This window comes from Parasphingorhabdus halotolerans (assembly GCF_012516475.1).
GTDB lineage: Bacteria > Pseudomonadota > Alphaproteobacteria > Sphingomonadales > Sphingomonadaceae > Parasphingorhabdus > Parasphingorhabdus halotolerans.
In genome coordinates, this window is record NZ_CP051217.1 from 1975862 (window position 1) to 1989556 (window position 13695).

Sequence of the window (13695 nt, forward strand, 5' to 3'; positions counted from 1 at the left end):
TACAAAAGGTTGCTGCTGACCAGAAAAATGTCAAAAAAAGGGCCCTGAGAAACGAATCTCACGGCCCCGATAAACTGGTTTGAAATGAGTTTAGTATTTCTGCTGGCGCTCATAGAGGTCGCGATAATGCTGGATACGGGTCACTCGCAGGCCAGGCATCCCAGAGCGATCGACCGCACGCTGCCAAGAAGCAAATTCTTCCAATGACAGACTATAGCGATCACAAACCTCATCCACGGTTAACAAACCGCCATTGACCGCTGCGACAACTTCTGCCTTGCGCCGCACTACCCAGCGGGTTGTGCCCGGAGCGGGTAGATCAGCAACCGTTAGAGGCTCTCCCAATGGGCCGACAACCTGCGCTGGTTTTATTTTCTGGTTTTCAATCATACTACCCTCAATACATGCCTTTCGGCGTTTCGCTCGGCGTCCAATGTTTTTACATCTATAAACATCGAGCTTTTCAAATGTCTAAATTGCTAAGGTAAACAGCGCGTTCATAATTAGCTTCGCGCGCCGTCACCTTCTTCATGTACGTTTACCAAATCAGGCCGAAAATGGCCTTTCGTGAAATGAACCTGCCCTCTGTCACACCGGTTAGAATCATCGAACTTGCCTGCAAAATACCTAATACGCTGACTTACACTTTCGGTCCCTGCAAGAGTGGATTGCCGATTCAGACCTTCTGTGTCTGTAACATATTGCCTTGCGGAAATGCTTAGCGCCTGACGAGCGATAGCACCTGCCAGTAGCGCATTATAATCTCCGCGTTGCGATGCTTCATCAACGCCGCTTGACTCGTTCACACCGACAAGGTTTTTATGTGGGAAGTTCATTTCCATAAACAGATGTCTAACAGCGAACATATAAACTAACGTAAAGCCAGCGTTCATTCGGTTTTAGGGGAGGTTAAGCAAACCTTGCACCAAACCGGCTGTTCCGTCCCGATTTGAACCAAAACATGAAATTTTGGGTCGATCCGCGCATAAACTAGCGCCAATCGCCCAAGGTGTTTAAGGAACGGATCAATATGACAGACCGAATCAATATAGATTTTCAACTGGGAGGCGACTCGAGTTCCGACATGAGCGGAAAGCGCATTGTTGTAGCCATGTCGGGCGGCGTCGATTCGAGCGTCGTCGCGGCGTTGGCTGCGAGAACCGGCGCCGAAACCATCGGTATTACTTTACAACTCTATGATCACGGCGAAGCAGTGGGTCGGGTTGGTAGCTGCTGTGCCGGTCAGGATATCCGTGACGCACGAGCGGTTGCCGACAAACTTGGTATCGCCCATTATGTTTTTGATCACGCCAGCCGGTTTCAGGAATCGGTAATGGATGTTTTTGCTGACGAATATATGGCTGGGCGCACACCCATTCCCTGCGTTGAGTGCAATATGGGTGTCAAATTCACGGATTTGTTAAATTTATCGCGCGAACTGGGAGCCGATTGTCTGGCGACCGGCCATTATGTTCAGCGGGTGATGGGCGCAGATGGCGCGGAATTGCATCGCGCGCTCGATCCTGCCCGCGACCAGAGCTATTTTCTCTTTGCGACAACGCAGGAGCAACTCGAATATTTGCGTTTCCCGCTCGGCAATATGCCCAAACCGCAGGTCCGCGAGATTGCTGAGGAAATGGGCCTGGCCGTGGCGTTCAAGCCTGACAGCCAAGATATCTGTTTTGTGCCAGATGGCGATTACGCCAAAGTCGTACGCAAATTGCGGCCCGAGGCCGATGATGATGGCGAGATCATCCATATTGATGGCACGGTCATGGGCCGCCACAAAGGCTTGATCCATTATACAGTGGGTCAGCGCAAAGGTCTGGATATTGGTGGACAGGCCGAACCCTTATATGTGATCCGTCTGAACGCAGAGACAAAACAGGTGTTTGTCGGGCCAAAACAGGCACTGGCTGTGGCATCTGCGACATTACGCGATATCAACTGGATTGGGGGAGACTTTGAGGGACCACTGCAGGTGAAGGTGCGGTCTATGGCAAAGCCGACCCATGCGCGGCTGGAAGGCGATACGCTGCATTTCCATAATCCCGAATTTGGCGTGTCACCGGGACAGGCGGCTGTCTTTTACAACAAAGACCGCGTGCTGGGCGGTGGCTGGATTGAAGAAACCGGCGCGGTAGCGCAGCAATGGTTGGCGGGCGCTGAGGTCTGAAACGGCCTTATTCGGCGTCCAGTTCTTTCTCCGTCAGCATGACGCAGCCCCAACCCTCTCGAAATTCGGCAGTTGCAGATTCCATGAGCGGAACTGAAGCGGTAACACGCTTTTTGACGCCATCAATTGATAGCCCGATAACTTCCATGCCCGGCTCAAAATCTTTCTCGCAATCCTCGATGCTCCGGCCACCAACATAATGGCAGGAACAGGCCACTCTTGCGCCGTAAGCCGTGCCAACATTGAGCTGACCTTTTATAAACGCGTAATTATAGGCGAACACTGCTACCAGAATCAGCAAAAATAGCGCCGCTATATACAACGCCATACGTGCTTTACTACGTTCAGCGCCCGACGCTGATCCAGATTTGCTTTTTGCAGTTGCCATAGCGGCGTCTATTGGTGCAACGGATGGCCATGCACAAGATGAAATTTATTCCCGTTGTTGCGATGGCAATTGCCTTGGCAAGTTGCGGTTCCGGTCGCACGGTAGATGCGCCTCCGCAAAAGAGCGCAGAAGAGCTGGCTTATATATCTGACGATAGCCCAATAAAAAAAGCACGCCTGGATTTGGCAATATCGCCGCTATTCGATGACCCCGCCATGGCCGAAACGCGGGCACTTCTCGTCATGCACCGCGGCAAAATCATCGCGGAGCGCTATGGCGAAGGCTATGATGCCGACACAAGATTCATCAGCTGGTCGATGGCCAAATCTTTCACCGGCACTTTAATCGGCTTTCTCGTCAGCGACGGTAGACTGGTGCTTGATGATCCCGCGCCGGTGCCCGCATGGCAACGCTCCGGCGACCCGCGTGGCGATATCACGTTGCGGCAACTGCTCCATATGTCGTCCGGCCTGGATCATACCGAAGTCGGCGAAGAGGGCGGCAAAACATTATATGAGGCGGATACCCAGCGCATGCTTTTTCTGGACGGCTCGGCTGATATGGCCGGTTATGCCGAAGCGAGAACACTCGAGGCCCAACCCGGCGAAAAATTTGAGTATAGCACCGCAACCAGCATGATCCTGGCCGACATTATCACCCGCACACTCACCAAAAGTACTAATCCCGAAGTGCGCCGCAAGATCACCAGCCGTTTTATCAGGGGCCGGTTGCTCGAGCCGTTGGATATGGAAAGCACTTTTTTCGAATTTGATGCCAATGGCACATTTCTCGGTGGCAGCATCATTCAATCGACCGCCCGCGACTATGCCAAATTCGGCGAATTTCTAAGGCACAATGGCGCGAGAAAAGGCGCGCAACACCTGCCGGTCAGTTGGGTGAAGTTCATGAAAACGTCGTCCGAGAATGACCCCGCTTATGGCGGACATATCTGGCTCAACAAAAGACGCCCGGAAGGCCGCAATCAGGTGTTGTTTCCGGATAATGGGCCAGAAACAATTTTTGCAGCGCTCGGCCATTTGGGTCAGCAGATCGTGGTGTCGCCTGAACAAAAACTCACCGTTGTCCGCCTCGGCAAGACACAGGATGACGTGCTTGGACCCATGAGCGCGCAAATCGGCAAGGTCATGGCCCTGTTTCCTATCGAAAATTAAGGCAGCAAAAACTCGCCCTGTACGACCGTAACGCATTTACCGCCCAACCAGGCCCGGTCGCCATCCAGCCGGCAATTGACATATCCGCCACGTGTGCTGGCTTGATAAGCGGTAAAACTGTCACGACCGAGTTGCTTCGCCCAATATGGTGTTAGGACCGCATGCGCCGAACCAGTGACGCTATCCTCGTCAACGCCACCGCCGGGAACAAAAACGCGGCTTAACACATCGGTGTCTTTTCCTGGTGCGGTACAGATAAATTGTTCGTTACCGCGCGTGCCAAGGGCTTTCAGATCTGGTTGGAGCGCCAGAACCTCGCCCGCTGTTTCATATTGAATAACATGATAGCGGCCCTCGTGAAATTGCGTAGCGACAGGGCTTCCACCCACCAGAGCGACAATGTCGGGCATTTCTTTGGCTGAAGGCGGATAGGCCGGTAGGTCCAGCGCATAATCTTCTCCATCACGCACCATTGTCAGCACGCCCGCATTTCTCGTCCGAAATGTGACCCGGTCGAAATCAGGGTTTTCTGACAGAATGATATGCCCGCTGGCCAACGTCGCATGACCGCATAAGGCGATTTCAACCGCCGGGGTAAACCAGCGAAGTTCATAGTCGGCTTCATTGGTTTCATCAGGCAGGTAGAATGCTGTCTCCGCAAAATTATTCTCTTCGCCGATGGCCTGCAAAATTTCATCATCCAGCCACTCTTCCAGAGGCATTACCGCAGCCTGATTACCAGTAAAGGGCCGCTCAGCAAAAGCATCCACATGAAAATAGGGTAGTTTTTTCATGGGTAAAGCATCCCTTCCGTCCAACTGTTTCCATCCCGTTCAAAAACACGCCGTTCGTGCAACCGGTGTTCCCGATCTTGCCAGAACTCAAAATGATGCGGCTTGAGCAGGTAGCCGGACCAATGGGGCGGACGCCTTACATCCTGCCCTTCAAAGCGCGCCTTCATGTCTTCAAACCGGGTTTCAAAAGTTTCGCGGCTGTCAAGCGGCCGCGACTGGTCAGATGCCCAGGCACCCAGTTGCGAGTCTCGACTGCGCGTCGCAAAATAGGCGTCTGCCGTTTCATCGGGGACCACTGACAGGCTGCCTTCAATGCGAATTTGCCGACGCAGGCTTTTCCAATGAAAGAGGATTGCCGCCTTTGGGTTTGCAGCAATATCAGCGGCTTTCCTGCTTTCCTGATTGGTATAGAATATAAACCCGTCAGGACCATGCCCTTTGAGCAATACCATACGCGCAGCCGGCTGGCCGGTCGCATCCGCAGTGGCAATGGTCATCGCGTTGCTGTCATTCAACTCGGTTTCCCGCGCTTCTTTGAACCATGTATCGAATAGCTGGAAAGGATCTGTTGTCATGAATGACCATCTATCAGCGCAACCAGGCAGGGCAAAGCCGGAACTTGCTATTTGCATAAGACAGTCGCGAATTTTCTGCTAGGATCGCAAATATGGCTGGGGGAGACGCCGAATGAACTGGGAACTTATTTTTACCATCACCAATAATTTTGCGTTGGTCATGTGGCTGATACTGGCCATTGCCCCGCGCAAGGAAATTGTCCTGAACGGCTTATTCTATGGCGGCGCTGGGTTGCTTGCCCTTACATATGCCGCGATTGTCATTCCGCTGATGACAGGCATGATTGGGGGCGGCAGCAGCGGATCAGCCGATTTCACCACTCTTGCGGGCGTACAAGCTCTGCTCGCCAGCGATGGCGGTGCCACCATCGGTTGGGTTCATTACCTCGCCTTTGATTTGTTTGTCGGTATCTGGATCGCGCGCAATGCTGATCGCTACGGGTTTAACCGTATTGTCCAGATTCCGATATTATTCTTCACATTGATGTTGGGACCGCTCGGCCTCACTCTGTATCTCCTGCTCCGCTTCACGCGGCACAATAAAGTTGCGGACGCCGTAGTGCCTCAATAAAACACTGATTGAACTTTCACGGCAGAATTCCAATCTTGAACGAGATAAGGAATTGAAAAAGGGTAAATAATGGCAGATCCATATCAGGCATTGGGCGTTGCCAAACAGGCGAGCGAGAAGGAGATAAAGAGCGCCTATCGCAAACTGGCAAAAGAACTGCATCCCGACAAAAATAGAGATAATCCCAAGGCGACGGAGCGTTTTTCGGACGTCACCAAAGCCTATGACCTGCTGCTCGACAAAGACAAAAGAGCGCAATTTGACCGCGGCGAGATCGATGGCGAGGGCAATCCCACATCGCCTTTCGGATTTGGTGGTGGAGGCGGAGGTGGATATTCCCGTGCTCCAGGTGGCCAGCAATTTGATTTTGGCAATGGCGGGGCAGACTTTGGAGATATTTTCGAAGGGCTTTTTGGCGGTGGTGGTGGCAGATCGTCACCATTTGGATCTCAGCAACGCAGCGCGCCGCCGCCCAAAGGCGCCAATGTTGCTTACCGGTTGAAGGTGGAGTTTATCGCCGCAGCCACACTCGAAAAACAGCGTATCACGCTCGAAGACGGAAAAACGATCAGCCTGAGCTTGCCCAAAGGCGTTGAAGACGGCACGCAGATGCGGCTCGCAGGCAAGGGACGCCCCGGGCCCGGCGGCAATGGTGATGCGATCATCACAATCCATATTAATAACCATCCCTTTTATAAGCGGGACGGAGACAATGTTGCGCTCGAATTGCCTATCAGCCTGAAAGAAGCCGTCGAAGGCGCAAAGGTCAAAGTCCCGACAGTCGATGGTCCGGTGATGCTTTCAGTACCGGCCAACTGCGATTCCGGAAAGATATTGCGTTTGAAAGGCAAAGGGTTTCATAAAAAATCCGGTGAACGCGGCGATCAACTGGTAACGCTGATGATCGCGCTACCGGACGATGATCAAGCCCTGCGCGATTTTGTCAAAGACTGGGACAATAATGAAAATCTGCGCGCCAAGATGGGCGTTTGATGGATGGCCGAATAACTTCTGGGGATCAGCCGATTGTCTGAGCACTCCCCTCTCTCGCCCGAAGGCCGTCGCAGGAACCCCGACAAGGCGAAAAAGGCGGCCAGCCATGCTGCCGAGAATCTTGCTGATGAAAACACGTTTAACCAGATCAGGTCAGTGGTGGAACGCACAGCTGTCGGGGTTTATACCGATGGCTTCACCTTCTCCGGCAACTTTGCCTATCTCGCGCTGCTCGCGGTGTTTTCCTTTTTCATTGTTGCTGCTGCAATTGCCGGAAGTTTCGGGGATACTGCCGCTGGCGCAGAAATTGTCGATGCCTTTTTGCGCACCGTGCCACCGTCGGTCGCCAACGCGCTGCGCGACCCTGTGAGCGATGCAATGGCCGCAAGAACCGGGCCGTTATTATGGTTGAGCGCTGCAGTAGGGCTATGGACGACAGCCAGCCTGATAGAAACGATCCGCGAAATATTACACAGGGCTTACGGCGTAACGGCACAGCGCGCCTTTTGGGAATATCGTTTGGGATCCATCGGATTGATCATCGTTTCTGTCATTCTCGCAATGCTGTCTTTGAGCATGCAGTTTCTGATCGCAGGTGTCGGTGAGTTTATTGATGGCTATTTTCCAAGCGTTGAAACGGCTTCCTTCTGGCTTGCCATTTCACGCGCTCTACCATTTTTCATTCTGTTCGGTACGCTTTATATGTTATTCCGGCTGCTCACCCCGCGAAATTATCGCTCGCCCCATTATCCCAAATGGCCAGGTGCCGTTTTTATCAGTGTCTGGTGGCTCGTTATAACAGGAATTCTGCCACTTTTCCTAAAATATGCCGCCAACTACAAGCTTACCTATGGCAGTCTGGCCGGGGTCATGATCACCCTGATTTTCTTTTATCTCATCGGTCTCGGGATGGTAATCGGTGCCCAGTTAAATGCTGCGCTGGCCGAAACCCGCGTCAAGGAAAGCGCTGAATGAACAGGTTCTATCGTTAGGCTGGATAATCAGTAACATGGCCGCTATTGAGAGTTAAACACATCATATAGAGGAAATATTGGCAATGGGTGATCTGATGAAAGGCAAACGCGGCCTGATCATGGGGTTAGCGAACAATAAGTCACTCGCATGGGGCATCGCCAAGCGCCTTGCAGCCGAGGGCGCAGAACTTGCAATCAGCTATCAGGGCGAAGTCATGGAAAAGCGGGTGAAACCGCTGGCCGAAGAACTCGGGTGTGATTTCCTGCTCAATTGCGATGTCTCGGATATGGATCAGCTCGACGCTACTTTTGCGGAACTTGCGGGCCGCTGGCCCAAAATAGATTTCGTGGTGCACGCCATCGGCTTCACTAATAAAGAGGCGCTGCGCGGTAAATATTATGATGTCACGCTGGATGACTTCCTGATGACGATGAATATCAGCGTGTACAGCTTTACCGCTGTCGCCAAACGCGCCGCTGCGATGATGAGCGAAGGCGGCTCGATGCTGACGCTCTCCTACTATGGCGCCGAAAAAGTCATCCCGCATTATAATGTGATGGGCGTTGCGAAAGCAGCGTTAGAAACCTCAGTTAAATATCTCGCCAATGACGTCGGCCCCGATGGTATTCGCGTAAACGCGATTTCTGCCGGGCCGATCAAAACTTTGGCCGCCTCTGGTATCGGGGATTTCCGGTATATTCTGAAATGGAATGAACTTAACGCACCCTTGCGCCGCAATGTTACGATTGATGATGTTGGTGGCTCGGCCTTATACTTCTTATCGGATCTTTCGTTGGGCGTGACGGGTGAAACCCACCATGTTGATGGCGGCTATCACACGGTCGGCATGAAGCAGGAAGATGCGCCTGATATTGCACTGGATTGATGATCGTCGCCCTGCATCATGTGCAGCTTGCAATGCCTGCTGGTGGAGAAGAAAAAGCGCGAGCCTTTTATGGCAAGTTAATGGGCCTTACAGAAAGGCCGAAGCCGGAGATGTTGCAAAATAGAGGAGGCTGCTGGTTTGAAGATGGTCCGGTTCGCGTCCATCTTGGCGTAGAGAGTGATTTCCGGCCTGCTCGAAAGGCTCATCCCGGTTTTCAAGTGTCTCAGTTTGCAGCTTTGCTGGACAAGTTCGGCGACGCCGGACATAATATTACATACGGCGAGCCAATAGATGATTTGGCGCGATTCTTTGTGGATGATCCATTTGGAAATAGAGTAGAGATTGTGGCCATGGAGAAATCACTTTGAGTTTCAACACATTTGGCCGCGTATTCCGTTTTTCCACTTGGGGAGAGAGTCACGGGCCTGCGCTCGGCGCAGTTGTCGATGGTTGTCCGCCGGGACTGGAACTGAGCGAGGGGGATATTCAGCCCTATCTCGATGCGCGGCGTCCCGGCCAGTCGAAATATACAACCCAGCGACAGGAACCTGATCAAGTCAAAATCCTGTCCGGTATATTTGAAGGCAAGACGACAGGCACACCGATTTCGCTGATGATCGAAAATGTTGACCAGCGCTCGAAGGATTATTCCGAGGTCGCCAAAGCCTATCGTCCCGGCCATGCAGACTATGCCTATGACCAGAAATACGGCTTTCGCGATTATCGCGGTGGCGGACGGTCAAGCGCGCGGGAAACAGCAGCGCGGGTGGCCGCAGGGGCCGTCGCGCGGCTCGCAATTCCCGAAGTATCAATCCGTGCATGGGTTGCCGAAATTGGCGGCGATGCCATTGATATGGCGAATTTCAACACCAATGACATTGGCAACAACCCGTTTTTCTGTCCCGATGCAAAGGCCGCGAAACGCTGGGAAGCTTTGGTCGATGGTGCGCGCAAAGCCGGTAGCAGCCTTGGCGCGATCATTGCCTGCGAAGCGACGGGTGTTCCAGCCGGATGGGGCGCGCCCGTCTATGCCAAACTCGACAGCGAACTGGCTGCAGCAATGATGACAATCAACGCCACCAAGGGCGTTGAAATCGGCGATGGCTTTGCCTCTGCACGGCTGCGCGGTGAAGAAAATGCCGATGCCATGCGCCCGGGCAATGAAAGGGCCCGGTTTCTCGCCAACCATAGCGGCGGAACGGCTGGCGGAATTTCGACCGGGCAGCCGGTTTTCTGCCGCGTTGCTTTCAAACCCACGAGCTCGATCCTGACACCGGTCGAAACCATTGATCGCGATGGGAAAGCAACAGAAATATCCACCAAGGGCCGCCATGATCCCTGTGTCGGCATTCGCGGTGTGCCGGTTGTCGAGGCAATGATGGCGCTGGTCTTAGCCGATCAAAAGCTTTTGCATCGCGCGCAGTGCGGGTGATACGGAACCAGAATGATTGACCTCATCCTCCACATAATCGACGAATTTATCGGCGAGCATAAGGCCATAATCGGCCTCGCCATATTGGGCGTTATGTTTACCGGCTTTATCATGGAGCGGTTTCCCGCCGCCGTTGTCGCCGTCATCGGGGCCTGCGCGTTTCTGTTCCTCGGAATTATAGATTCCGACGGTTTATTCTCGGTCTTTTCCAACACTGCGCCCATTACGATTGCCGCGATGTTCATCCTGTCTGGCGCGCTCCTGCGCACCGGCACGATTGACGCGATTGCAGGGTTCATTATCGCGCGGGCCAAGAAACATCCCAAGCTCGCGGTGGCCGAGATGTTTCTCGGCGCCTTTGTCGCGTCGGCGTTCATGAACAACACGCCGGTAGTGCTGGTGCTAATCCCGATCATCCTGCGCCTGTCGCGAGCGACGGGATATTCGCCCAAAAAACTCCTTATCCCGCTTAGCTTTATCTGCATATTGGGCGGTACAACGACGCTGATCGGCACCTCCACCAACCTTATCGTTGATGCGGTGGCGCGGGACAATGGCCTGCCTGGTTTCGGAATTTTCGAGATTACGCCTTTCGGTCTGATCGCCGCTGCGGCGGGCACTACGATGATGGTCCTGTTTAGCAGCTGGTTATTACCCGCCGGTCAGGTTAGCGGCGCGTTTGAAAGCAGCGACGAGAGTGATTTCCTTACCGAGCTGACCGTTTGCCGCAAAGGCGAATTTGTCCGGAAACAGATCAAGGATGTACCGCTATTCCGGCGCCCCGGCGTGACTGTTACAGCGGTGAAACGCCTCGCCAGCTACATCCGTCATGATCTGGAGGACCATGTTCTGCGCGTGGATGACCGGGTTGTCGTCAAGCTGGATCTGGCCGAACTTATTTCGCTACGGGAATCCGACGATTTCAAAATCGGCATTGTCCGCTCCGGCGATACCGGGCCACTGGGCGAAGAGCTGGTTGAGGCCACAGTCGCCCCAAGTCACCCCAGCATCGGCAACCGGCTTTATGATATTCCATTTCTGGCGCAGTTAAACGTACGCGTGCTCGGCATGACGCGCTATCGCAACCTGCCCCGATCTGACCTTACCAATGCCCGCATCCATGCCGCCGACCGCTTACTCGTCACCGGATCAAGTGAAGATATTCAGCGCATGTACCAGAATCCAAATCTGTTCGGTGTCGGCCAAACCAAGATCCGCGCCTTCCGCCGCGACCGCGCCCCGATTGCAATTGGCGCGCTGGTTGCTGTGGTCGTGCTCGCTGCTTTTAATGTGCTGTCGATTGCGGTCGCCGCGATATTGGCAGTAGGCGCGATTCTGTTTGCGCGCTGTATTGATGCCGAGGAAGCATGGGGCTCGCTCGATGGCAATGTGTTGGTGTTGATTTTCGGAATGCTGGCGGTTGGCCTTGGCCTCGAACAAGCAGGCAGCGTCGATTTCTTGGTTGAAAACCTCACACCCTTTCTTCGCGATATCCCGCCTTGGGGCGTCGTCTTTGCCGTTTATGCGTTGTCGGTATTGCTCACAGAAATTGTTACCAACAACGCAGTAGCCATCATCATTACGCCGATTGCGATTGCGCTCGGCAACCAGCTGGGCGTCGATCCGCGCGCGCTGGTGATCGCAGTGATGTTCGCTGCTTCGGCCAGCTTTGCAACGCCGATTGGTTATCAAACCAACACTCTCGTTTACGCAGCAGGCAATTATAAATTTACCGACTTTTTCAAGGCCGGTATTCCGCTTACGCTGGGTGTGGGATCAGCCACTTGTCTGGCAATCAGCTACTCGATGTAACAGCGATAAGGCAATGTCAGTCGCACTAAATCGCGCTTGCTCCGATACCGCGCTCGCACTAAGTTCGGTGCATCAAAGCCCGCAGAAGTAATGCCGGGCGTTAAAGGGGATCATCACATGCTAGCTACCTGGTTCAAAATTCCGTTGTGGCAGCGCGTGATTGCGGCGCTTGTTCTGGGCGTGGTAGCAGGCCTTTTCTGGGGCCCTGATGCAGAGCAAATCAAATGGATCGGTGATTTCTTCATCAAATCGATCAAGATGCTGGTCGTTCCCCTAATCTTTTTCTCGTTAGTGGCCGGTGTTGCCGCGCTGGGTGACTTGCGCAAATTGGGCAGCGTCGGCGGACGGGCCATGATACTTTTTGTCATTACCGGTCAGATTGCCGCGTGGCTAGGACTGGCACTCGGCACGTTTTTCCAGCCCGGCAAAGGCGTCGATACCAGCGCGATCCAAAAGGGCGAAACACCGGTTCCGAACGAGACTACTGCGGTTGACATGATCCTGTCCATCGTCCCGGACAGCCCGGTTCAGGTGATGGCGGACGTTCGCGTTTTACCGCTTATCGTGTTTGCGCTGCTGATTGGTATCGGCATCCTGATGGCCAAGGAAGACGGCAAGCCGCTCGCCAAAATATTCGATAGCGGCGCGATTGTGATGCAGAAAGTCACGATGATTGTCATGGAACTCACCCCCTTTGGTGTGTTCGCACTAATGGCCTGGGTTGCAGGAACCTTGGGGCCGGATGCTCTTTTATCGCTCGCCAAGCTGGTCGGGCTTAATTATCTCGGCTGCCTGCTTATTATCGGCGTGATGTATAGCGCGATGATCAAATTTATCGCAAAACTGCCAGTGATTGATTTCTTCCGCGGGATTATTGATGCAATTGCCGTCAGCTATTCCACCGCCTCATCCAATGCGACATTGCCGGTCACCCTGCGATGCGTCGAGCGCAATCTGGGCGTCAGCAATTCAGTCGCAAGCTTCGTCGTATCACTCGGCGCGACGATCAACATGAACGGCACCGCGATGTATCTGGGCCTCGCCACATTATTCGGCGCGCAGATATTCGGCGTCGACCTTAGCTTTGGTGATTATGTCCTGATATCCATCACCTCCACGCTTGGCGCAGTTGGCGCAGCGGGTATTCCGGGTGCGGGCCTGATCATGATGGCGCTGGTATTCGGCAGCGTCGGTGTCCCCCTCGAAACCATCGCCTTTGTTGCTGGCGTGGACCGGATCATGGACATGATGCGCACGACCACAAATGTCTCCGGCGATGCAGCCGTTGCGGTAACAGTGGCATCAATGACTGGAGAGATTGACCGGGCAGAAATGATCTCGGCGGATGATGTTTAGGACCAGTCGCAATTGCTAGATTTTACGGCCGAATCTCAATCTCGGCTCCATCGGGCACTAATTCCCAAACTTGCTCAATCTCCGCATTGCTGAGCGCGATGCAGCCGTCCGTCCAGTCCCTCGCAATCGGCGCACCATTATAACCATTGGGTTGGCCGTGAATAAATATATCTCCGCCCGCCGATCTACCGCGCGCTTCCGCATAGGCAATATCAGCAGCATTGGGATAGGAAACGCGAAGACTCAGGTGATAGCTGCTTGCTGAATTGCGGCCATTGATCGTGTATTTGCCTTCCGGTGTGCGTTCATCCCCTTCGAAACGTTTATGCCCCATCGGTACATCACCAAAACGGATTTTATTATAGCGCGCAATCTCTTTTCCACCGTTGAAAAGCACCAAAGTCCGGTCGCTTTTGTCGACCAATATGCGGTCTGCTTTCACACCCGATGGAAGAGATGGAGGCTTGTTTGCGGATTCCGAAATATCCCGCTGGTTCACTGTTTCCGAAGTCGGAGGCGCGGTCGTGCAACCGGAGACGATCAAAGCCGTCAAAAGTAGGAAAAA

The 13695-nt window shown here is 53.6% G+C and carries 16 protein-coding genes; 10 read left to right on the plus strand and 6 right to left on the minus strand.

Annotated features, from left to right (window positions below; genetic code table 11):
- Window positions 1-90: 90 nt before the first annotated feature.
- Window positions 91-390 (minus strand): CtrA inhibitor SciP, encoded by a 300-nt coding sequence (gene sciP / locus HF685_RS09715; RefSeq protein ID WP_168819614.1) that lies wholly within the window; start codon window positions 388-390, stop codon window positions 91-93.
- Between the two features lie 113 nt (window positions 391-503).
- Window positions 504-836 carry a hypothetical protein gene (locus HF685_RS09720; RefSeq protein ID WP_211051100.1) on the minus strand — a complete coding sequence of 111 codons (333 nt, stop codon included), beginning with the start codon at window positions 834-836 and terminating at the stop codon, window positions 504-506.
- A gap of 248 nt (window positions 837-1084) precedes the next feature.
- Between HF685_RS09720 and mnmA the strand changes: the two genes are divergently transcribed.
- A complete protein-coding gene (mnmA, locus tag HF685_RS09725) occupies window positions 1085-2176 on the plus strand; it encodes a tRNA 2-thiouridine(34) synthase MnmA (RefSeq protein WP_168821458.1) in 1092 nt (363 codons plus the stop codon).
- 7 nt (window positions 2177-2183) lie between these two features.
- On the opposite strand, the gene HF685_RS09730 is transcribed toward mnmA, so the two are convergent.
- On the minus strand, window positions 2184-2564 hold the full coding sequence (locus HF685_RS09730; protein WP_246218571.1) for a hypothetical protein: 381 nt from the start codon (window positions 2562-2564) through the stop codon (window positions 2184-2186).
- A 29-nt stretch (window positions 2565-2593) separates the two neighbouring features.
- Between HF685_RS09730 and HF685_RS09735 the strand changes: the two genes are divergently transcribed.
- Window positions 2594-3736 carry a serine hydrolase domain-containing protein gene (locus HF685_RS09735; protein ID WP_246218572.1) on the plus strand — a complete coding sequence of 381 codons (1143 nt, stop codon included), beginning with the start codon at window positions 2594-2596 and terminating at the stop codon, window positions 3734-3736.
- On the opposite strand, the gene HF685_RS09740 is transcribed toward HF685_RS09735, so the two are convergent.
- Together HF685_RS09740 and pdxH are read right to left on the minus strand one after the other, a co-directional pair.
- Complete coding sequence (locus HF685_RS09740) at window positions 3733-4530, minus strand: PhzF family phenazine biosynthesis protein (RefSeq protein WP_168819620.1); 798 nt, start codon at window positions 4528-4530, stop codon at window positions 3733-3735. The two genes, HF685_RS09735 and HF685_RS09740, sit on opposite strands and share 4 nt — an antisense overlap.
- Window positions 4527-5105, minus strand: coding sequence for a pyridoxamine 5'-phosphate oxidase (gene pdxH / locus HF685_RS09745; protein ID WP_168819622.1), 579 nt, complete (start codon window positions 5103-5105; stop codon window positions 4527-4529). The genes HF685_RS09740 and pdxH overlap by 4 nt, the downstream gene beginning before the upstream one ends.
- A 112-nt stretch (window positions 5106-5217) precedes the next feature.
- Between pdxH and HF685_RS09750 the strand changes: the two genes are divergently transcribed.
- The 8 genes from HF685_RS09750 to HF685_RS09785 all read left to right on the plus strand — a co-directional run bounded on the left by HF685_RS09750 (window position 5218) and on the right by HF685_RS09785 (window position 13130).
- Window positions 5218-5676: an ABA4-like family protein gene (locus tag HF685_RS09750; RefSeq protein ID WP_168819624.1), complete on the plus strand. Its 459-nt coding sequence runs from the start codon at window positions 5218-5220 to the stop codon at window positions 5674-5676.
- Window positions 5677-5745: 69 nt separating this feature from the next.
- The gene (locus HF685_RS09755; RefSeq protein WP_168819626.1) at window positions 5746-6669 is read left to right on the plus strand and encodes a DnaJ C-terminal domain-containing protein; all 924 of its coding nucleotides are present in this window, start codon (window positions 5746-5748) and stop codon (window positions 6667-6669) included.
- 33 nt (window positions 6670-6702) lie between these two features.
- Window positions 6703-7644 carry a YihY/virulence factor BrkB family protein gene (locus HF685_RS09760; protein ID WP_168819628.1) on the plus strand — a complete coding sequence of 314 codons (942 nt, stop codon included), beginning with the start codon at window positions 6703-6705 and terminating at the stop codon, window positions 7642-7644.
- A gap of 82 nt (window positions 7645-7726) precedes the next feature.
- On the plus strand, window positions 7727-8530 hold the full coding sequence (gene fabI / locus HF685_RS09765; protein WP_168819629.1) for an enoyl-ACP reductase FabI: 804 nt from the start codon (window positions 7727-7729) through the stop codon (window positions 8528-8530).
- Window positions 8530-8898 (plus strand): VOC family protein, encoded by a 369-nt coding sequence (locus HF685_RS09770; protein ID WP_246218573.1) that lies wholly within the window; start codon window positions 8530-8532, stop codon window positions 8896-8898. Before fabI ends, HF685_RS09770 begins: the two co-directional genes overlap by 1 nt.
- On the plus strand, window positions 8895-9962 hold the full coding sequence (aroC, locus tag HF685_RS09775) for a chorismate synthase (RefSeq protein WP_168819631.1): 1068 nt from the start codon (window positions 8895-8897) through the stop codon (window positions 9960-9962). Before HF685_RS09770 ends, aroC begins: the two co-directional genes overlap by 4 nt.
- A 12-nt stretch (window positions 9963-9974) precedes the next feature.
- Window positions 9975-11774: an SLC13 family permease gene (locus HF685_RS09780; RefSeq protein WP_168819632.1), complete on the plus strand. Its 1800-nt coding sequence runs from the start codon at window positions 9975-9977 to the stop codon at window positions 11772-11774.
- A 117-nt stretch (window positions 11775-11891) separates the two neighbouring features.
- Window positions 11892-13130, plus strand: coding sequence for a dicarboxylate/amino acid:cation symporter (locus HF685_RS09785; RefSeq protein WP_168819633.1), 1239 nt, complete (start codon window positions 11892-11894; stop codon window positions 13128-13130).
- A gap of 22 nt (window positions 13131-13152) precedes the next feature.
- On the opposite strand, the gene HF685_RS09790 is transcribed toward HF685_RS09785, so the two are convergent.
- Entirely contained in the window at window positions 13153-13683 is a 531-nt protein-coding gene (locus tag HF685_RS09790) for a L,D-transpeptidase family protein (protein ID WP_246218574.1), read from the minus strand.
- Between the last annotated feature and the right edge of the window lie 12 nt (window positions 13684-13695).